The organism is Kluyvera sp. 1366 (assembly GCF_054823405.1).
The window spans coordinates 204,564-223,822 of record NZ_JBTRDW010000004.1 but is presented as its reverse complement, the minus strand read 5'-3'; the positions used below and the strand labels follow the sequence as shown (position 1 = coordinate 223,822).

Sequence of the window (19,259 nt, the reverse complement as noted above, 5' to 3'; positions counted from 1 at the left end):
CGATGCGAGAAAGGTAGCCGAAAATGAAGCGGCGCAGTATAGCATGCTGCCTTTAGCTGCGATATAAGCCAACGCTATCGATGTAGCCGATCACTGCATCTGGCAGTAAATCCGCGCAGGAGATGCCTGCATGGCGGCGCTGACGGATTTCGGTGGCGGAAATGTCGAACAGCGGCGTATCCGCCAGCCAGATGTGTCCTGCTGGCGAGTGATGAAGCTGCTGCACATCATCGGCCAGATGCTCATCAAGCCACTGCTGCATCTCGGGCGTCTCCATCTGCGTGGCGTAACCTGGACGCTTACACACCAGCAAATGGCACAGCGACAATAGATCCTGCCAGCGATGCCATTTGGCTAACGTTAGCAGAGAATCCTGACCAATGATAAACCCGAGGGGCTGTTCTGGGCCGCGTTCCGCACGCAGTGCTTCCAGCGTGGCAACTGTCCAGGACGGCGTTGCACGCGCCAGTTCACGCGTATCGATATCAAATAGCGGGCGATCGGCAATAGCACAGCGCAGCATCTCAACGCGCTGTTGTGCACTGGCTTCCGGCTGCGGGCGATGCGGCGGCACGTTGTTCGGCAGCAGCGTGACCTTTTTTAATCCCACTTGCTGTGCCAGCGCTTCTACCGGGCGCAAATGGCCGTAGTGAATCGGATCGAAGGTGCCGCCAAACAGAGCGTAGAGTTTAGACATCAGTAAAGCTCAATGGGAAATCGCGGTGACACAGCAGCAGCGACAGTGTTTCCAGCTGCGGCCACAGGTTTTGTCCGTAATCCTGCTTCATGCTGAGTTCCAGCTCTGCCAGCAAATGCACCGCGCGCTGTAAACGCTGTGCATCAAGGCGCTGCAAGGCTTCAGTAAACAGCGCGCGACGGTTTTGCCAGATACGTTGCTGATCCATCAGCGTGCGCAGCGCTTGTTTCGCCTGATTCCGCTGCAGGTGCAGCAGCGTGAGTAAATCGCGTTGCAGCGTGCGCAGTAGAATCACCGCTTCGCTGTCCTCTTTCTCCAGCTGATGCAGGATGTGCAGGGCGCGTTTACTTTTCCCTGCCAGCAATGCATCCACCCAATGGAACGGGGTAAAGTGCGCGGCATCGTTGACGGCGGCTTCCACACGCGGCAGCGTTAATTTGCCATCCGGCCACAGCAGCGATAAGCGTTCCAGCGCCTGCGACAGCGCCAGCAGATTCCCTTCGTAGCAGTAGCAAAGCAGCTGGATCGCCGCATCATCTACGCTGAGTTTCATCGCTTTGGCGCGACTCGCCACCCAGCGCGGCAGCTGTGCCTGTTCAGGCGTCTGGCATGGGACCATTACCGCCTGCGTACTCAGCGCTTTGAACCAGGCGCTGTTCTCCTGCGCTTTGGTCAGTTTCGCCAGGCGCAGCACCAGCAAAATATCGCTGTGCAGCAGCGTGGAGAGTTTCACTAACTGCTCGGCGATAGCGGCATTGGGGCCGTTTTCGGGCAGTTGCAGCGTCAGGGTTTGGCGTTGGGTAAACAAGCTGAGCGATTGGCAGCTAACGAAGATCGCATCCCAGTCGGTTTGCGCATCAATGGTGACGCTGAAGTGCTCTTCAAATCCCTGTGCGCTGGCGGTAGCACGGATTGCATCCGCGCTTTCCTGAATCAGCAGAGGTTCATTACCGGTGAGAAAATAACAGGCGCGCAGCCCCTCTCGAAGCTGCGCGCTCAGTTGTTCAGGATAAATCCTGATCATTGCAGACTGGTAGCTGACGAAGAGGACACTTCCGGTGAGTTCTGTCCCGGTGCAATCGTCTCAGGCTGCGGCAAAGTATCTTTGTTGCTTTCCTGCGCGGCATGCACGGTCAGCAGTTTACGTACTAACTGCTCGGACGCGCGCTGACGCATCTCCTGCACGATCATATCTTGCTCGGCATCCTTCGCCAGTGCGGCGTTCGGGTTGTCGAAGAAAGAACGATACACGGTGGTGCTGATCGGGTAGATACCTTTACCCGGCAGCAGAACCTGTGCGGTGACCGTCATCACCAGCGAGTATTCCGCGGTGGTACCGCTGATAAACACCGATGCGGTATCGCGTCCCTGGCCTTCAGCACCCAGACGCAGCGTTGGGTATTTGGCGCTGGCCGCTTTGCTGTCTTCAATGATGGTGACATTGTTGATGCGCAGCTGCTGGCGCACGGCACGCGCCAGTGGGCCATAGGGATCGCCGCTCTGGACGATAAGGGTTTTCATCTCACTCGGCACCGAGGTGGTGCCGCGCGGGTGGAAACCACAGCCTGCGGTAATCACTACCGCAAGCAGGACAAACAGCCTGATAATCAGTTGTCGCACAGTTCCTCCTGAACTTAACCTACGACCAGGTTAAGCAGTTTGCCAGGGACATAAATCACTTTACGAATGGTGACGCCATCCAGATATTTCGCCACCAAATGCTCCTGCGCAGCACGCGCCTGCACCTGCTCCTGCGTGGCATCCGGCGCAACGGTAATCTTGCCGCGCACTTTGCCATTCACCTGCACTACCACCAGCAGCGAATCTTCCACCATGGCCGCTTCATCGGCTACCGGCCAGCTGGCTTCGTCGATGCTGCCTTCGCCGCCCAGCGCTTGCCACAATACATAGCTGGCGTGCGGAGTGAATGGATAGAGCAGACGCGTCACTGCGACCAGCGCTTCCTGCAGCAGCGCGCGATCTTGCTCGCTCTCCTGCGGGGCACGGATCAGTTTGTTCATCAGCTCCATAATGGCAGCGATGGCGGTGTTGAACGTCTGACGACGACCCACATCATCGGCCACTTTGGCGATGGTTTTGTGCAGATCGCGACGCAACGCTTTCTGGTCGTCATTCAGGTTATTGACGTCCAGCGCCACGGTCGCGCCTTTCGCAATGTGCTCGTAAGCCAGTTTCCATACGCGCTTCAGGAAGCGGTTAGCACCTTCAACGCCCGATTCCTGCCACTCCAGCGTCATCTCTGCTGGCGAAGCAAACATCATGAACAGACGAACGGTATCTGCACCGTAACGCTCAACCATCAGCTGGGGATCGATGCCGTTGTTTTTCGACTTCGACATTTTGCTCATGCCGGCGTAAATCACTTCACGACCTTCGTTGTCGGTGGCTTTGATAATGCGGCCTTTCTCGTCGCGTTCTACGGTCACGTCAACCGGAGAAACCCAGTTACGCTCGCCGTTCACGCCGAGGTAGTAGAACGCATCAGCCAGCACCATGCCCTGACACAGCAGGCGTTTGGCCGGCTCATCAGAGTTCACCAGGCCAGCATCACGCAGCAGCTTGTGATAGAAGCGGAAATACATCAGGTGCATGATGGCGTGTTCGATACCGCCAACATACTGATCGACCGGTAGCCAGTAGTTCGCCGCCGCCGGATCCAGCATGCCTTCATGATAGTTGGCGCAGGTATAACGCGCGTAATACCAGGATGACTCCATAAAGGTGTCAAAGGTGTCGGTTTCACGCAGCGCAGGCTGGCCATTAACGGTGGTTTTGGCCCACTCAGGATCGGCTTTGATTGGGCTGGTGATACCATCCATCACCACGTCTTCTGGCAGGATGACCGGCAACTGATCTTCTGGCGTTGGCATGACGGTGCCATCTTCCAGCGTCACCATTGGAATTGGCGCGCCCCAGTAACGTTGACGGGAAACGCCCCAGTCGCGCAGACGGTAATTGACTTTACGCACGCCCACGCCTTTGGCAGCCAGCGCATCGGCGATGGCGTTAAAGCCCGCCTGATGATCCAGACCGTTGTATTCACCCGAGTTGAACAGCGCACCTTTTTCGGTCATCGCGGCAGCACTCAGGTCCGGTTCAGAACCGTCGAGATTCAGGATCACCGGCTTAATGTTCAGGTTGTACTTGGTAGCGAACTCCCAGTCACGCTGATCGTGGCCTGGAACAGCCATTACCGCGCCGGTGCCGTATTCCATCAGCACGAAGTTAGCGACCCACACCGGAATTTCTTCACCGGTCAGCGGATGGATAGCGAACAGGCCGGTGGCCACGCCTTTCTTCTCCATCGTTGCCATGTCGGCTTCGGCGACTTTGGTGGTACGGCATTCGTCGATAAATTCAGCCAGCGCAGGATTAGTGGCAGCTGCTTGCTGCGCCAGTGGGTGACCTGCGGCAACCGCCACATAGGTTGCACCCATAAAGGTATCTGGACGGGTGGTGTAAACGGTCAGCTTCTCGGCGCTGTTGGCAACGTCAAAGGTGATTTCCACGCCTTCAGAGCGGCCAATCCAGTTGCGCTGCATGGTTTTGACCTGCTCCGGCCAATCTTCCAGCTTATCGAGATCGTTGAGCAGCTCTTCCGCATAGGCGGTGATTTTGACGAACCACTGTGGGATCTCTTTGCGCTCAACTTTGGTATCACAGCGCCAGCAGCAGCCGTCGATAACCTGTTCGTTGGCCAGCACGGTCTGATCGTTCGGGCACCAGTTCACCGCCGAGGTCTTTTTATAGACCATGTCTTTTTCATACAGCTTAGTGAAGAACCACTGTTCCCAGCGATAGTATTCTGGCTGGCAGGTCGCCAGTTCGCGGCTCCAGTCATAGCCAAAACCCAGTAATTTCAGCTGGTTCTTCATGTAAGCGATATTGTCGTACGTCCACGGCGCCGGCGCGGTGTTGTTTTTCACCGCAGCGCCTTCGGCTGGCAGACCAAACGCATCCCAGCCAATTGGCTGCAGAACGTTTTTGCCGAGCATACGCTGGTAACGTGCAATCACATCGCCAATGGTGTAATTACGCACGTGCCCCATGTGCAGGCGGCCAGAAGGATAGGGCAGCATCGAAAGGCAATAATATTTCTCTTTGCCTTCCTGCTCGGTCACTTTAAAGGTTTCGTTTTCGTCCCAGTGTTGTTGGACGCGGGATTCTATCTCTTCCGGGCGGTATTGCTCTTGCATGGCTGCCTGTGGTCCTTTGTGAAAATCGCTAAGCATACTTTTAGATCCGCATAGCATACCCATAAGGCTGCGCATCAACAACTTTTCACGCCCTCGCCGGCCGGATTTCTACCGAATGCGCCGCCGCTTTCACCCTTTTGTGATTTCTTAGGTTGCTGCCGATGCAATTGTGACAAAACCGCTAAACTTAACAGCAGTATCCGCAGCGGAAAGGAGAATAAAATGAATAACGTGGCGCAGGAATACCGTGCAACGATTGAAGCATTATCCCAACGATTGGATCATGGCGAGCGCGATGTTGATGCGCTGGTGGCCGAGGCGCGGCAAAGTTTGCTGGCGAAAAAAACGCTGTCACCCGCCGAGGTCAATGAAGTGATGCGCGCCGTGCGGCGCGATTTACACGAGTTTGCGCTGAGCTATCAGGAGTCTTCTGATGTGGTCGGCGATTCAGTGTTTTTGCGCGTGATTCGTGAAAGCCTGTGGAAAGAGCTGGCGGATATCACCGATAAAAGTCAGCTCGAGTGGCGTGAAGTGTTTCAGGATTTGCGCCATCACGGCGTCTACCAGAGCGGTGAAGTGGTGGGGCTGGGGAATTTAGTTTGTGAGAAGTGCGGCTTCACGCGGGCGATTTATACGCCAGAGAGCTTAACGCGCTGCCCGGAGTGCGGGCACGATCAGTTCCAGCGCCAGCCGTTTGAACCCTGATTTTATGAATGAATAACCCCGCGCGATGAATCGCGCCGCTACGGGTACGAGCACTTATCGTAGCGGCGCGATTTATTGCGCTAATCAGTGCAGGATCTTCGCCAGGAAGTCTTTCGCACGATCGGATTGCGGATTGTTAAAGAAGTCATCCTTATTGGTGTCTTCGATAATTTTCCCTTCATCCATAAAGATCACGCGGTTAGCGACTTTGCGCGCAAAGCCCATTTCATGCGTCACCACCATCATGGTCATGCCTTCATTCGCCAGCTCAACCATCACGTCCAACACTTCGTTGATCATTTCAGGATCAAGCGCTGACGTCGGCTCATCAAACAGCATCGCCACCGGATCCATGCACAACGCACGCGCGATTGCCACGCGCTGCTGCTGGCCGCCGGAAAGCTGGCCGGGAAACTTATCCGCGTGCGCAGAGAGCCCAACGCGTTTTAGCAAGCCCTGCGCTTTCTCACGTGAGGCCGCTTTATCACGCTTCAGCACTTTGACCTGCGCCAGCGTCAGGTTCTCGATGATGCTGAGATGAGGGAACAGCTCGAAATGCTGGAACACCATGCCCACTTTGCTACGCAATTGAGCGAGGTTGGTTTTTTTGTTGTTCACTTCGGTGCCAGTCACCTGAATGCTGCCCTTTTGAATCGGCTCCAGACCGTTCACGGTTTTAATCAGCGTTGATTTACCTGAGCCAGACGGACCGCAGACCACCACCACTTCACCTTTTTTCACTTCGGTGGAGCAGTCGGTCAGCACCTGAAAGTGCCCATACCACTTTGAAACATTTTTCAGGCTAATCATTTAAACCGTCCTCTTTCTTTTCAGATAGGTAACCAACAGCGAAGCGCTCAGGCTGATCACAAAGTAGACCAGACCAGCAAACAAAATCATTTCAACCTGGGTTCCGTCACGCTCACCTATGGTTGAAGCGGTGCGGAAGAAATCGGCCAGGCTCAGTACATACACCAGCGAGGTATCCTGGAACAGCACGATACCTTGCGTCAGCAGCAGCGGCACCATGGCGCGGAACGCCTGCGGCAATACGATCAGTTTCATCGATTGCCAGTGCGTCATGCCGAGCGCCAGCGCGGCATTGGACTGCCCGCGTGAGATGCTCTGAATACCGGCGCGGATGATTTCCGAATAGTACGCGGCCTCAAATAGCGCAAATGCCACCATGGCAGAAATCAGGCGGATATCGGATTTAGGCGATAAGCCCAGCACCTGTTGCAGGAAGGCGGGCACCACCAAATAGAACCACAGCAGCACCATCACCAAGGGTACGGAGCGGAACAGGTTAACGTACAGCTTGGCAAACCAGCGTATCGGCGCAATTGGCGACAAGCGCATCACCGCCAAAATCGTGCCCCAGATAATGCCAAACACCACGGCAATCGCGGTGATCTTGAAGGTAATGATCAACCCATTCCACAAGTAAGGCAGGCTGGGAACAATCGAACTCCAGTCAAACTCGTACATTATTTGCCTCCCATATTGCCAGGCAGGCGAATTTTGCGTTCTACCACACTCATAATCAGCATGATGACCAGGTTAATGCCGACGTACGCCAGAGTGATGGCGGTAAAGGATTCATAGGCATGCGCGGAGTAATCCAGCAGCTTGCCGGCCTGCGCCGCCATATCCACCAGTCCGATGGTTGAGGCGATCGCCGAGTTCTTCACCAGATTAAGCATTTCCGACGTCATCGGCGGCACAATCACGCGATAGGCATTCGGCAGCAGCACATAGCGATAGGTTTGCGGCAGCGTCAGGCCCATCGCCAGGCCGGCATTTTTCTGACCGCGTGGCAGCGACTGAATCGCCGCGCGTACCTGTTCACAGACGCGCGCTGCGGTGAACAAACCAAGGCAAATCGTCGAGGAGACGAAGAACTGAATGTTGGGATCCAATTCTGACTTAAACCACATGCCCAGCTTTTCGCCCACCAGTTCTGGCGCAACCAGATACCAGAAGAAGAACTGCACAATAAGTGGGATATTACGGAATAGCTCCACGTAGCAGGTGCCAATTGCCGCCAACAGGCGGTTGGGCACGGTACGCAGAATGCCAAATAAGGAACCTACCAGGAAGGCGATAATCCAGGCGCAGCAGGACACCGCAATGGTGACCTGAAAACCGGACCACAGCCAGCCGAGGTAAGTCGTATTGCCGAACGGGGCCTGTTCAAGAAAAATGCCCCAGTTCCAATCGATACCCATAACGAGCTCCGGTAAAAAAAGGGTAGCGAGGCTACCCATAAGATTGTTGAGCGGTGTCTTGCATCCTGCTTCAGGGGAACGGCCTGTTACAGTCTGTCTGTCCGCACCGCATGTTCAGCAATCGAGAGGGCAGCGGGGCTGCCCTTGTTGTCGTTGTTAATTCAGAGTGCTTTGTCGTTCGGTGCTTTGAACAGGGCCTGCATATCGCTTGAGAGTTCGAAGTTTAGGTTCAGATTCTTCGGTGGAATCGGTTTTTTGAACCAGGTTTCAAACCATTTTGAGGCTTCGCCAGAGGTTTGCGCTTTAGCAATGGTTTCATCCATCAGCTGTTTGAACTGTGGATCCTGATTACGCAGCATGCAGCCGTAAGCTTCTTTCGACTGCGGTGTACCCACGATGTCCCAGTTGTCTGGCTTCTTGGCTTTGGCACGTTCACCTGCCAGCAGCGCGTCATCCATCATGAAGGCCACAGCACGACCGGTTTCCAGCGTACGGAAAGAATCGCCATGGTCTTTCGCGCTGATGATGCGCATATCCATTTTTTGCTCGTCGTTCAGTTTGTGCAGCAGAACTTCTGAAGTGGTACCGGAGGTCACGACAACGGTTTTACCCTTCAGATCAGGGAAATCTTTGATGTCGCCGCCTTTTTTCACCAGCAGACGCGTACCGATGATGAACACGGTGTCAGAGAATGCCGCTTGCTTCTGACGCTCCAGGTTGTTGGTGGTAGAACCGCACTCAAAATCGTAAGTTCCGTTCTGCAACAGAGGAATACGGTTCTGCGAAGTAATCGGCAGCATTTTGATCTGCAAATCAGGCTTATTCAGTTTGGCTTTAATAGCCGCGATGATGGCGTTTGAATAATCCTGTGAATAGCCAACCACTTTTTGCTGGTTGTCATAGTAAGAAAAGGGAACTGATGATTCACGATGCCCAACGACGATCACGCCGCTATCATTGATTTTTTTCAGGGTACCGGTGAGATCTTCCGCCTGGGCCGCTCCCGCTGCTGCTCCCAACAGCAAAAGAGATAATGCCACTTTGCGTATCTGCATGTTCCAACTCCTTCGTATGGATGTCGCGCAGAACATAAACTGCGCAGATTGTGATGTTGTGTGTATTTCGTGCTGCTTTTTTTGTTATCCCATAGCGCAACCGCACGCAGGATAGTGATTAACATAGCGAATTGTTAACGCAATGAAACAAAAAAGTTTCTTTTTTGCGAGCCGCTCCGCACCAATAAAAGGCAAAAATTCCCCGATGCGCCAATAGAGTGCGCATCATTGCCATAAATTAGTGCGTAAAGGTTGCACTACGCTGACAAAAGCCGATGTTTGCGAAAATCACTGAAATAAATAGCAATGATCGTGCCAGCACGATGAAGAAGTGTAAAAAGCCAGCAGAGAATCGGGGAAAGCACCACGGAAGGAAGAGAAAACAGCGCATAAAAAAGGCGAAGTATTCACTTCGCCTGTTTGCATAGCTGCCTGAACTAGTGGCGACGGCGCAGAATGGCCACCACAATGCTAATCAACGTCACTAGCCACACTGGCCAGATGCCCGCTTTCGCATACGGCGTTTCACCGATGGTTGGCGTGACTTTGGCTTCCAATACATCCCGCGTGAACTGCGGCAGCTCTTTCTCTACTTCACCGTTGGCATTCACTACCGCTGTGACACCGTTATTGGTGGAGCGCAGTAACGGACGTCCCAGCTCCAGCGCACGCATGCGCGCCATCTGGAAATGCTGCCACGGCCCGATGGAGTGACCGAACCAGGCATCGTTGGAGACGGTCAGCAGGAAGTTGGTATCGGGGCGGAAGTTGGCGCGCACTTGTTCGCCCAGCACGATCTCATAGCAGATAGCGCTGGTCAGGTGATAACCCGCTACGTTCAGCTGCGGCTGGACATAGGCGCCACGGCTGAAGGAGGACATCGGCAAATCGAAGAACGGCGCCAGCGGACGCAGCAACGCTTCCAGCGGCACAAACTCACCAAATGGCACCAGATGATTCTTCTGATAGCGGTTCTGGCTTTGATAGCTGTAAGGCTGCTCGCCACCCAGCACAATCACCGAATTGTAGTCGTGATAGCGATTATCGCCTTCCACGCGAGAATCCACGATACCGGTAATCAGTGAGCTGCCGCGCGCGCGCAGGTCAGCATCCAGCGCCCGCAGGAACGGCTGCTGGTTGCTTTCCAGATCGGTAATCGCTGATTCGGGCCAGATAATGATCGGCGCTTTACCAATAAACGGCTGGCTATAGGAGGTGTAAACACGCAGCGTGTTCAGCAGTTGCTGCGGATCCCACTTCATCGACTGCGGAATATTGCCTTGCACCATCGCAACATCAACGCTGCGTTTCGGCAGCGGCTGATACCACTGCATCATGCGCAGCGGCCACGGCAGTAACAGCAGGAGCGCGGCGGCTATCAAGCTTTTCACGGTACGATGATGCAGCGCGTGCACCAGCAAGCCGGCGATCACCATCAACAGGAAGGTAATGGTTTCCACACCGGCCAGCGGCGCGAGGCCTTTTAGCGGACCGTCAATCTGGCTGTAGCCAAACTGCAGCCACGGAAAGCCGGTGAGCACCCAACCGCGCAGGAACTCGCTAATCTGCCACAGCGCGGGTGCCGCTAAAGCCAAACGCCAGATTGTGGCGCGCGGCCAGAAACGGTTGAGCAGGATGGCAAACAGCATCGGATAAAGCGACAGATAAGCCGCCAGCAGAATCACCAGTAAGATGTTTACCGGGCCGGGCATGCCGCCAAAGGTGGCGATGCTGACGTAAACCCAATTGATGCCGCTGCCAAACAGTCCAAAGCCCCAAGCGAAGCCGATTGCCGCAGCCTGCGCAGTGCGACGTTCCAGCAGCAACAGTTGCAGACCAAACAGCGAAATTATCGCCGCAGGCCAGAAATCGTAGGGGGAAAAGGAAAGGGTGCCAATGGCACCCGTAACTAACGCCAGCAGCAGGCGAACCCGCTGCTGCGAGTAAAGAGAGGCTAAAGCCATAAAGTTATTCGTCTTCCAGTTGCGGTTGTGGTGAGTCTTCCGGAATTTTTACATGCACCTGGATGATACGGCGGCTGTCAGCCATGGCGACTTTGAACTGATAGCCATCAATGACAATACTTTCGCCGCGAGCGGGAAGGTGGCCGAATCCCTGCATGACCAATCCGCCAATGGTATCGACTTCGTCATCGCTGAAATCGGTGCCAAAGACCTCATTAAAATCTTCAATTTGCGTTAAGGCGCGCATGGTATAGGTGTAACGATTGAGCTGGCGGATATCACGATCTTCTTCATCGTCATACTCATCTTCAATTTCGCCAACAATCAGCTCAAGAATATCTTCAATGGTCACCAGACCAGAGACGCCACCAAATTCATCAATGACAATCGCCATGTGATAACGCTGCGAGCGGAACTCCTTCAGCATGCGATCGACGCGCTTGCTTTCAGGAACCACCACGGCGGTGCGCAGCACTTTTTCCATGCTGAACGGCTCAGACGCGCTGGCCATAAACGGCAGCAGGTCTTTGGCCATCAAAATGCCTTCGACGTGGTCTTTATCTTCGCTGATCACCGGGAAACGTGAGTGGGCGGATTCAATAATCACCGCAAGGCACTCTTCCAGCGTTTGGTTGCGTTTCAGGGTGATCATTTGCGAGCGAGGGATCATGATGTCGCGCACGCGCTGTTCGGCAATGTCCAGCACCCCTTCGAGCATGTCGCGGGTGTCCTGATCAATCAGCTCTTTTTGCTCAGAATCGCGGATTAACCCCAGCAGTTCATCACGGTTTTTAGGTTCACCGTGAAACAGTTGGTTGATTAACAGGGAGAAAAATCCCTTTTTACTACTGGGTGCGTCGCTGTTTTGAGAATGGTCGTCGCTCATGGCGTTTTTATTTCGTTCTCTCTAATGAGGGATTGGGGCTGCTGGCATCCGCGCCAGCAGCGCAATAACCTGAACCAGCGGCTCAGGCGTCTTCTTTCTCCGAAATGTACGGATCAGGATAACCAAGAGCAAGCATTATCTCGGTCTCCAGCGCCTCCATCTCTTCGGCTTCTTCATCTTCGATATGGTCGTAACCCAGCAGATGCAGCGTACCGTGCACCACCATATGCGCCCAGTGGGCTTCGACGGTTTTGCCTTGTTCAGCAGCCTCTTGCTCGACAACCTGACGGCAAATAATCAGATCGCCGAGCAGTGGCAGTTCAATTCCCGGCGGTGCTTCAAACGGGAATGACAGCACGTTGGTCGGCTTATCTTTGCCGCGATAAGTCAGATTAAGCTCATTACTCTCGGCTTCATCCACCAGACGAATCGTGACTTCGCTTTCCGGTTGAAACGGCGTTACCGCCGCTTCCAGCCAGCGTTGAAAATCACTCTCCGCTGGCAGATGGTTTTCATCGGCGCAGGCCAGTTGTAAATCAAGAATCACCGCGCTCATGAACGCTCCTGCGGGCTGGTGTGGCTGGCAAGCTGAGCCGCGATAGCTTCGCGTTTGCGCTCTTCTGCCTGTTGATCACGGCGTTTCTGGTCGGCGGTTTCCCAGGCTTCATAAGCATTCACGATGCGTGCGACAACCGGATGACGCACCACGTCTTCGCTGTGGAAAAAGTTAAAGCTAATCTCATCGACTTCTGCCAGCACTTCAATGGCGTGGCGCAGGCCGGATTTGGTGCTGCGCGGCAAGTCAATCTGCGTGATATCGCCGGTAATGACCGCTTTCGAATTAAAGCCGATACGCGTCAGGAACATCTTCATCTGTTCGATAGTGGTGTTCTGGCTCTCATCGAGAATCACAAAGGCGTCGTTCAGCGTGCGTCCGCGCATGTAGGCCAGCGGAGCTACTTCAATCACGTTGCGCTCAATCAGTTTCTCTACGCGCTCAAAGCCGAGCATTTCGAACAGCGCGTCGTACAGCGGGCGCAGATAGGGATCGACCTTCTGGCTGAGATCGCCGGGCAGGAAGCCGAGTTTCTCACCCGCTTCAACCGCCGGACGCGTCAGCAGAATACGGCGAATCTCCTGACGCTCCAGCGCATCCACTGCGGCAGCGACCGCCAGATAGGTTTTACCGGTACCTGCCGGGCCGATACCAAAGGTAATGTCATGCGAGAAGATATTGGCGATGTATTGGGCCTGGTTAGGCGTACGCGGTTTGATTACGCCACGCTTGGTTTTGATGTTCACCGCTTTGCCGAATTCCGGCACGCTCTCAGCGCTCTGTTCCAGAACGCCGCTCTCTTTGATTGCCAGGTGAATCTGGTCCGGTTCGATATCTTTGATCTGACCGCGCATTGGGGCGGTATCAACATACAGCGTGCGCAGGATATTGACGGCAGCGTCCACACACAGCGAGCGGCCGGTAAGCGCGAATTGGTTGTCACGGCGTTTGATTTCAAGGCCCAAACGGCGCTCCAGCTGTTTCACATTGTCATCCATCGGACCGCACAAGCTCATCAGTCGTTGGTTATCTGCCGGTTCAAGGGCGATTTCACGCGTTTCGATATTCAAATGAATCCTTAAGGTCACTCAGGGCCAGTTGAAAAGGTGTGCCGGATGTCGAAGAGCAATCTCTCCACATCTTTATGAAATTATTTATGGCGCTGCGCACTGGCGCAAGCTTCAGAGTCGATATTTGGGCAGCACTTGTGGAAAGCAAGGGCCTGGGGATGAAACAGGCGACAGCGCTTTGTGCGCTGTCGCTCAACGTTCGAGGTTTCAAGGCTGGAACAGTCCGACGCCGATGTCGTTCTCTTTGCGGGTACGCGCAATCACCGATGCCGGGCTTTCGGCCACACGGAGCGCCATTTGATCTTCGGTGCGCACCAGCACGCCGCGCAGGGAGCTGGCATAGACATCAACAATTTCGACATCAACAAACTTACCGATCATTTCAACCGGTGCTTCGAAGTTCACCACGCGGTTATTATCGGTGCGGCCGGTCAGTTCCATCACATTCTTACGCGAAATGCCTTCCACCAGCACGCGCTGCGTGGTGCCCAGCATGCGGCGGCTCCACGCCATCACCTGCTGATTGATGCGGTCCTGCAGGATGAAAAGACGCTGCTTTTTCTCCTCTTCCGTCACATCGTCGGGCAGATCGGCCGCCGGCGTGCCTGGGCGCATCGAGTAAATAAAGCTGAAGCTGACATCGAAATTCACTTCACCGACCAGCTTCATGGTCTGCTCAAAATCCTGCTGCGTTTCGCCGGGGAAACCGATGATGAAATCAGAGCTCAGCTGGATATCCGGACGTGCGGCTTTCAGCTTGCGGATAATCGCTTTGTACTCGAGTGCGGTGTGCGCGCGCTTCATCAGCGTCAGGATGCGATCTGATCCGCTCTGAACCGGCAGATGCAGGAAGCTCGCCAGCTCGGGTGTATCGCGGTAAACCTCGATGATGTCATCGGTAAATTCAATAGGATGGCTGGTGGTGAAGCGAATACGGTCAATGCCGTCGATCGCCGCCACTAAGCGCAGCAACTCAGCAAAGGTGCAGATATCGCCATCAAAGGTGGCGCCGCGATAGGCGTTGACGTTCTGGCCCAGCAGGTTGACTTCACGTACGCCCTGAGCGGCAAGCTGGGCGATTTCCAGCAGAATATCGTCGCTCGGACGGCTGACTTCCTCGCCGCGCGTGTAAGGCACCACGCAGAAAGTACAATATTTGTTGCAGCCTTCCATGATCGACACAAAGGCGGTTGGGCCATCGGCGCGCGGTTCTGGCAGGCGATCAAACTTCTCAATTTCAGGGAAGCTGATGTCAACAACCGGGCTTTTACTGCCGCGCACGGTGTTAATCATCTCCGGCAGACGATGTAAGGTCTGCGGGCCAAAGACGATATCGACGTAACTGGCGCGTTGGCGCAGACGTTCACCTTCTTGTGAGGCCACGCAGCCACCCACGCCGATGATCAGATCGGGATTGCTCGCTTTCAGCTTTTTCCAACGGCCTAACAGAGCAAAAACCTTCTCCTGCGCCTTTTCACGGATGGAGCAGGTGTTGAGCAGCAGAACGTCCGCCTCTTCAGCTTCCTCGGTAAGGGTGTAGCCGTGCGTGCTGTTCAGCAGATCGGCCATCTTCGATGAATCGTATTCATTCATCTGACAGCCCCAGGTTTTGATGTGCAGTTTTTTGGTCATCGAACTAGCCATTGATTCAAGCGAAGTGCAGGGCGCGTATTGTAATGCTTCGACGCTGTTGTTACCAGGCTTCACGCATCTGCATCGCATCGCGCTGCTAATTTCCGGTACACTTTAGCTATCAACGTGATGCTTGAAGGTTTCACGGCAAAAAGAAGGATTAGAGTCGATGCAGGATTCACATTTTGATGTGGTGATCGTGGGCGGTGGCATGGTTGGTGCGGCGCTGGCGTGTGGCCTGGCGCAGCAGCAGTTTCGCGTAGCGGTCATTGAACGGGCGGAACCGGCAAGCTTTGATGCCGGCAGCGAGCCAGATGTGCGTATCTCCGCCATCGGTGCGTCGTCGGTTGCGCTGCTGCAGCAACTGGATGTCTGGCAGCGTGTGCAGGCGATGCGCTGTGCGCCCTATCGCCAGCTGGAAACCTGGGAGTGGCAAAACGCGCATGTGAAGTTTGATGCGGCCTCGCTTGGGTTGCCCGAGCTGGGCTTTATGGTGGAAAACAGCGTGCTGCAGCGTGCGTTGTGGGAAAAAATGCAGCAAGAAGGCATCACACTGATCTGCCCGGCGAGCTTGCAGGGTTTGCAGCCGCACAGCGCCGGCTGGCAGGTGCAACTCGATAATGGCCAAACGCTGGATGCGCGTTTAGTGGTCGGCGCAGATGGTGCCAACTCGCGTGTGCGTCAGTTAGCGGGCATTGGCGTGCGCGGCTGGAACTATGCGCAATCCTGCATGCTGATAAGCGTGGAGTGCGAGCAGGAGGCGGGCGATGCCACCTGGCAGCAGTTTACGCCGCAAGGGCCGCGCGCTTTCCTGCCGCTGTTTGATCGTCGTGCTTCGCTGGTGTGGTACGACGCGCCAGCACGAATTCGTCAGCTGCAAAGTTTGCCGCTCCCGCAACTGGAGAAAGAGATTTATGCTCACTTCCCGGCACGCGTTGGCCGTATTCAGGTCAAGACTGCGGCCTCTTTCCCGCTGGTGCGACGTCATGCTACGCGTTATGTGATGCCGGGATTGGCGCTGGTGGGGGATGCGGCGCACACCATCAATCCGCTGGCCGGGCAGGGCGTTAATTTGGGCTATAGGGATGTGGATGCGTTGATCACGACGCTGGTCGAGGCGCGCAACCAGGCGGAGCTCTGGTCATCGGATGCTGTGCTGCAGCGTTATCATCGTCAGCGTTACAAAGATAATTTACTGATGCAGGGCGGAATGGATCTGTTCTACTTCGCGTTTAGCAATAAACTGCCGCCGCTGCGTTTTGCGCGAAACCTGGCGCTGATTGCGGCGGAGAATGCCGGCGCGTTGAAACGCAAGGTGCTGCGTTACGCATTAGGTTTGTGATTGTAGGGAGCGTATTGATGCGCTCCTGGTTAAAACTTTGCTCGCCACTTTGCCAAACTCAGAAAACAATAAAGCCCGCATAAGCGGGCTTTATTGTGCAATTTGGCTGGGGTGCAGGGATTCGAACCCCGGAATGCTGGTATCAGAAACCAGTGCCTTACCGCTTGGCGACACCCCAATAGGTGTTTGATCAAATTGTCTTTTTATGGCTGGGGTGCAGGGATTCGAACCCCGGAATGCTGGTATCAGAAACCAGAGCCTTACCGCTTGGCGACACCCCAATAATTTGGTGGCTACGACGGGATTTGAACCTGTGACCCCATCATTATGAGTGATGTGCTCTAACCAGCTGAGCTACGTAGCCTTTGTACTGCTTACTGCGTCCGACGATGGCTGGGATACCTGGATTCGAACCAGGGAATGCCGGTATCAAAAACCGGTGCCTTACCGCTTGGCGATATCCCATTCGTCGACTTTGTATCCACAACATAATCCGGATTGGCTGGGGTACCAGGATTCGAACCTGGGAATGCTGGTATCAAAAACCAGTGCCTTACCGCTTGGCGATACCCCATCCGGCTGCCGAAGACTGAAATGGTGCGGGAGGCGAGACTTGAACTCGCACACCTTGCGGCGCTAGAACCTAAATCTAGTGCGTCTACCAATTTCGCCACTCCCGCAAAAAGATGGTGGCTACGACGGGATTTGAACCTGTGACCCCATCATTATGAGTGATGTGCTCTAACCAGCTGAGCTACGTAGCCATCTTTTTCGCGTAACCTTCATCGGCGTTGCGGGGCGCATTATGCGTATTGAGTCTTGTAGCGTCAACAATTTTTTTGCCGTTTTTCGCCTTAAAACGCCTGTTTGTCTGGCTTGTAACCAGGCTGGTGATTTATTCGGCTAATTTCACAGGCTATACGATAGATTGCATAAAAAAGGGGCTCGAATGAGCCCCATATCTTGTTGAGTAAAAACCTTATTTATACGCGGACTGATGCACACCAACGGCACGACCAGAAGGGTCATCCATGGATTTAAAGGCTTCATCCCACTCGATCGCTTTAGCCGAAGAACAGGCCACTGATGGACCGCCTGGCACACACTCTGCGGCGCTGGCGATCGGGAACAATTCCTCGAAGATCTCGCGATACAGATACGCTTCTTTCGAGTTCGGCGTGTTGTACGGGAAGCGGAAGTGCGCAGTCGACAGCTGTTGATCGGTGATTTGCTTCGCCGCCACTTCTTTCAGCGTATCGATCCAGCTGTAGCCCACACCATCAGAGAACTGCTCTTTCTGACGCCACGCCACGCTCTCCGGCAGGTAAGAAGAGAAGCATTCGCGCAGGATGTGTTTTTCCATCTTGCCGTTGCTGCCACAGAGTTTGTCTGCCGGGTTGATGCGCATCGCCACGTCGAGGAATTTCTTGTCGAGGAACGGCACACGCGCTTCCACGCCCCAGGCGGACATCGCTTTGTTGGCGCGAGCACAGTCAAACATGTGCAGAGCCAGCAGTTTACGTACGTTCTCTTCGTGGAATTCTTTGGCGTTTGGCGCCTTATGGAAATAGAGGTAGCCGCCAAAGACTTCATCCGCACCTTCACCGGACAACACCATTTTGATGCCCATCGCTTTGATCTTACGCGACATTAAATACATCGGCGTAGAGGCGCGAATGGTGGTCACATCATAGGTTTCGATGTGGTAAATCACGTCACGGATCGCATCCAGGCCTTCCTGCACGGTGAAATGGATTTCGTGGTGTACGGTACCGAGGTGTTCTGCGACTGATTTCGCTGCTTTCAGGTCTGGAGAACCTTCCAGGCCAACCGCGAAGGAGTGCAGCTGCGGCCACCATGCATCGCTCTTATCCGCATCTTCAACACGTTTCGCAGCAAAGCGTTTGGTCACGGCAGAGATGATGGATGAGTCCAGGCCGCCAGACAGCAGAACGCCGTAAGGCACGTCAGACATCAGGTGACTTTTTACTGACTCTTCCAGCGCATGTTTCAGCTCGGCGGCATCCGTGGTGTTGTGCTCAACGGCGGAATATTCCATCCAGTCACGCTGCCAGTAACGACGGATTTCACCATCGGCGCTCGACATGTAGCTTCCCGGCGGGAACTCTTTGATGCTGCGGCACACTGGCACCAGCGCTTTCATCTCGGAAGCGACATATAGGTTGCCGTGCTCGTCGTTGCCCATATACAGCGGGATAATGCCGATATGGTCGCGACCAATCAGATATTGTTGCTTCACGCTGTCCCACAGAATGAAGGCGAACATGCCTTGCAGCTCGTCGAGGAAATCGACGCCTTTTTCCTGATACAGCGCGAGGATCACTTCACAGTCAGAACCGGTCTGGAAAGCGTAACGATCGCTCAACTCAGCACGCAGCGCCTGATGGTTGTAAATTTCGCCGTTAACAGCCAGTACGTGGGTGTGGTCAGCGTTATACAGCGGCTGTGCGCCGTTGTTAACGTCAACAATCGACAGACGCTCATGCACCAGAATGGCTTTATCATCCGCATAAACACCTGACCAATCCGGGCCGCGGTGACGCATCAGACGAGAAGATTCCAGCGCTTTCTTGCGCAGCTCAATAGGATCGCTTTTCAGATCCAGCACACCAAAAATTGAACACATAACTGACTCCTGATCTCACCTTGTGGCGAAGTTATTTCTACGTTTGTCCGGCAGCCTTGGCTGCGTGATGTATAAGAAAATGCGCTAAATGGCGGTGTTAGTGCAAGTAAAATTGCGATTCTTTGATAAAAAGAATGTTCATGGGCAATTAATATTGAATATTATTCAATTATTACGTGTTTATTTTAGATGTCATCTAATGAAACTGCATTATCGTTCGTTTTGTAGGCATGTGGCGAGCGGTAAAGAAAGGCATAACC

16 protein-coding genes and 7 tRNA genes are annotated in these 19,259 nt (G+C 54.4%); 2 read left to right on the top strand and 21 right to left on the bottom strand.

The window, feature by feature from the left end:
• Positions 1 to 52: 52 nt before the first annotated feature.
• From nadD to leuS, 4 genes are read right to left on the bottom strand one after another with little or no spacing between them, the layout of a single operon-like run.
• Positions 53 to 697, bottom strand: a complete 645-nt coding sequence (gene nadD, locus ACVLVH_RS10370; RefSeq protein ID WP_192414165.1) for a nicotinate-nucleotide adenylyltransferase — start codon at positions 695 to 697, stop codon at positions 53 to 55.
• Positions 690 to 1,721, bottom strand: coding sequence for a DNA polymerase III subunit delta (holA, locus tag ACVLVH_RS10365; RefSeq protein WP_110865717.1), 1,032 nt, complete (start codon positions 1,719 to 1,721; stop codon positions 690 to 692). Before holA ends, nadD begins: the two co-directional genes overlap by 8 nt.
• Positions 1,718 to 2,317, bottom strand: coding sequence for an LPS assembly lipoprotein LptE (gene lptE / locus ACVLVH_RS10360; protein WP_110865718.1), 600 nt, complete (start codon positions 2,315 to 2,317; stop codon positions 1,718 to 1,720). The genes holA and lptE overlap by 4 nt, the downstream gene beginning before the upstream one ends.
• 14 nt (positions 2,318 to 2,331) lie before the next feature.
• Positions 2,332 to 4,914 carry a leucine--tRNA ligase gene (gene leuS / locus ACVLVH_RS10355; RefSeq protein ID WP_137385363.1) on the bottom strand — a complete coding sequence of 861 codons (2,583 nt, stop codon included), beginning with the start codon at positions 4,912 to 4,914 and terminating at the stop codon, positions 2,332 to 2,334.
• A gap of 222 nt (positions 4,915 to 5,136) precedes the next feature.
• On the opposite strand from leuS, the gene ACVLVH_RS10350 reads away from it, so the two are divergent.
• Positions 5,137 to 5,619 carry a zinc ribbon-containing protein gene (locus ACVLVH_RS10350; protein ID WP_007890691.1) on the top strand — a complete coding sequence of 161 codons (483 nt, stop codon included), beginning with the start codon at positions 5,137 to 5,139 and terminating at the stop codon, positions 5,617 to 5,619.
• A gap of 84 nt (positions 5,620 to 5,703) precedes the next feature.
• On the opposite strand, the gene ACVLVH_RS10345 is transcribed toward ACVLVH_RS10350, so the two are convergent.
• The 9 genes from ACVLVH_RS10345 to miaB form a co-directional block, all read right to left on the bottom strand.
• Positions 5,704 to 6,429, bottom strand: coding sequence for an amino acid ABC transporter ATP-binding protein (locus tag ACVLVH_RS10345; protein ID WP_008103661.1), 726 nt, complete (start codon positions 6,427 to 6,429; stop codon positions 5,704 to 5,706).
• On the bottom strand, positions 6,430 to 7,107 hold the full coding sequence (gene gltK, locus ACVLVH_RS10340; RefSeq protein ID WP_101763247.1) for a glutamate/aspartate ABC transporter permease GltK: 678 nt from the start codon (positions 7,105 to 7,107) through the stop codon (positions 6,430 to 6,432).
• Positions 7,107 to 7,847, bottom strand: a complete 741-nt coding sequence (locus ACVLVH_RS10335; protein ID WP_061717388.1) for an amino acid ABC transporter permease — start codon at positions 7,845 to 7,847, stop codon at positions 7,107 to 7,109. The genes gltK and ACVLVH_RS10335 overlap by 1 nt, the downstream gene beginning before the upstream one ends.
• A gap of 161 nt (positions 7,848 to 8,008) precedes the next feature.
• On the bottom strand, positions 8,009 to 8,902 hold the full coding sequence (locus tag ACVLVH_RS10330; RefSeq protein ID WP_101763246.1) for a glutamate/aspartate ABC transporter substrate-binding protein: 894 nt from the start codon (positions 8,900 to 8,902) through the stop codon (positions 8,009 to 8,011).
• A 437-nt stretch (positions 8,903 to 9,339) separates the two neighbouring features.
• Complete coding sequence (gene lnt / locus ACVLVH_RS10325) at positions 9,340 to 10,866, bottom strand: apolipoprotein N-acyltransferase (protein ID WP_192414167.1); 1,527 nt, start codon at positions 10,864 to 10,866, stop codon at positions 9,340 to 9,342.
• Between the two features lie 4 nt (positions 10,867 to 10,870).
• On the bottom strand, positions 10,871 to 11,752 hold the full coding sequence (gene corC, locus ACVLVH_RS10320; RefSeq protein WP_176971375.1) for a CNNM family magnesium/cobalt transport protein CorC: 882 nt from the start codon (positions 11,750 to 11,752) through the stop codon (positions 10,871 to 10,873).
• A gap of 82 nt (positions 11,753 to 11,834) precedes the next feature.
• Complete coding sequence (gene ybeY / locus ACVLVH_RS10315; RefSeq protein WP_008103651.1) at positions 11,835 to 12,308, bottom strand: rRNA maturation RNase YbeY; 474 nt, start codon at positions 12,306 to 12,308, stop codon at positions 11,835 to 11,837.
• Positions 12,305 to 13,378 (bottom strand): PhoH family protein, encoded by a 1,074-nt coding sequence (locus tag ACVLVH_RS10310; protein WP_192414170.1) that lies wholly within the window; start codon positions 13,376 to 13,378, stop codon positions 12,305 to 12,307. Before ACVLVH_RS10310 ends, ybeY begins: the two co-directional genes overlap by 4 nt.
• Before the next feature lie 207 nt (positions 13,379 to 13,585).
• Complete coding sequence (gene miaB / locus ACVLVH_RS10305; protein ID WP_101763242.1) at positions 13,586 to 15,010, bottom strand: tRNA (N6-isopentenyl adenosine(37)-C2)-methylthiotransferase MiaB; 1,425 nt, start codon at positions 15,008 to 15,010, stop codon at positions 13,586 to 13,588.
• Between the two features lie 169 nt (positions 15,011 to 15,179).
• Between miaB and ubiF the strand changes: the two genes are divergently transcribed.
• Positions 15,180 to 16,352 carry a 3-demethoxyubiquinol 3-hydroxylase gene (gene ubiF, locus ACVLVH_RS10300; RefSeq protein WP_192414172.1) on the top strand — a complete coding sequence of 391 codons (1,173 nt, stop codon included), beginning with the start codon at positions 15,180 to 15,182 and terminating at the stop codon, positions 16,350 to 16,352.
• Positions 16,353 to 16,455: 103 nt separating this feature from the next.
• On the opposite strand, the gene ACVLVH_RS10295 is transcribed toward ubiF, so the two are convergent.
• The 8 genes from ACVLVH_RS10295 to asnB all read right to left on the bottom strand — a co-directional run bounded on the left by ACVLVH_RS10295 (position 16,456) and on the right by asnB (position 18,999).
• Positions 16,456 to 16,530 (bottom strand) — tRNA-Gln (locus ACVLVH_RS10295).
• Positions 16,531 to 16,558: 28 nt separating this feature from the next.
• Positions 16,559 to 16,633: transfer RNA gene (locus ACVLVH_RS10290), tRNA-Gln, on the bottom strand.
• A gap of 6 nt (positions 16,634 to 16,639) precedes the next feature.
• Positions 16,640 to 16,716 (bottom strand) — tRNA-Met (locus tag ACVLVH_RS10285).
• Positions 16,717 to 16,742: 26 nt separating this feature from the next.
• Positions 16,743 to 16,817: transfer RNA gene (locus tag ACVLVH_RS10280), tRNA-Gln, on the bottom strand.
• Positions 16,818 to 16,851: 34 nt separating this feature from the next.
• Positions 16,852 to 16,926 (bottom strand) — tRNA-Gln (locus ACVLVH_RS10275).
• A 21-nt stretch (positions 16,927 to 16,947) separates the two neighbouring features.
• Positions 16,948 to 17,032, bottom strand: a tRNA-Leu gene (locus tag ACVLVH_RS10270).
• Positions 17,033 to 17,039: 7 nt separating this feature from the next.
• Positions 17,040 to 17,116: transfer RNA gene (locus tag ACVLVH_RS10265), tRNA-Met, on the bottom strand.
• A 215-nt stretch (positions 17,117 to 17,331) separates the two neighbouring features.
• Positions 17,332 to 18,999 (bottom strand): asparagine synthase B, encoded by a 1,668-nt coding sequence (asnB, locus tag ACVLVH_RS10260; RefSeq protein WP_008107047.1) that lies wholly within the window; start codon positions 18,997 to 18,999, stop codon positions 17,332 to 17,334.
• Positions 19,000 to 19,259: the final 260 nt, after the last annotated feature.

Bases quoted from the DNA above. Each gene is read 5' to 3' on its own strand.
- nadD (WP_192414165.1), bottom strand. From the start codon at position 697: ATGTCTAAACTCTACGCTCTGTTTGGCGGCACCTTCGATCCGATTCAC.
- holA (WP_110865717.1), bottom strand. From the start codon at position 1,721: ATGATCAGGATTTATCCTGAACAACTGAGCGCGCAGCTTCGAGAGGGG.
- leuS (WP_137385363.1), bottom strand. From the start codon at position 4,914: ATGCAAGAGCAATACCGCCCGGAAGAGATAGAATCCCGCGTCCAACAA.
- ACVLVH_RS10350 (WP_007890691.1), top strand. From the start codon at position 5,137: ATGAATAACGTGGCGCAGGAATACCGTGCAACGATTGAAGCATTATCC.
- ACVLVH_RS10345 (WP_008103661.1), bottom strand. From the start codon at position 6,429: ATGATTAGCCTGAAAAATGTTTCAAAGTGGTATGGGCACTTTCAGGTG.
- gltK (WP_101763247.1), bottom strand. From the start codon at position 7,107: ATGTACGAGTTTGACTGGAGTTCGATTGTTCCCAGCCTGCCTTACTTG.
- ACVLVH_RS10335 (WP_061717388.1), bottom strand. From the start codon at position 7,847: ATGGGTATCGATTGGAACTGGGGCATTTTTCTTGAACAGGCCCCGTTC.
- ACVLVH_RS10330 (WP_101763246.1), bottom strand. From the start codon at position 8,902: ATGCAGATACGCAAAGTGGCATTATCTCTTTTGCTGTTGGGAGCAGCA.
- lnt (WP_192414167.1), bottom strand. From the start codon at position 10,866: ATGGCTTTAGCCTCTCTTTACTCGCAGCAGCGGGTTCGCCTGCTGCTG.
- corC (WP_176971375.1), bottom strand. From the start codon at position 11,752: ATGAGCGACGACCATTCTCAAAACAGCGACGCACCCAGTAGTAAAAAG.
- ybeY (WP_008103651.1), bottom strand. From the start codon at position 12,308: ATGAGCGCGGTGATTCTTGATTTACAACTGGCCTGCGCCGATGAAAAC.
- miaB (WP_101763242.1), bottom strand. From the start codon at position 15,010: ATGACCAAAAAACTGCACATCAAAACCTGGGGCTGTCAGATGAATGAA.
- ubiF (WP_192414172.1), top strand. From the start codon at position 15,180: ATGCAGGATTCACATTTTGATGTGGTGATCGTGGGCGGTGGCATGGTT.
- asnB (WP_008107047.1), bottom strand. From the start codon at position 18,999: ATGTGTTCAATTTTTGGTGTGCTGGATCTGAAAAGCGATCCTATTGAG.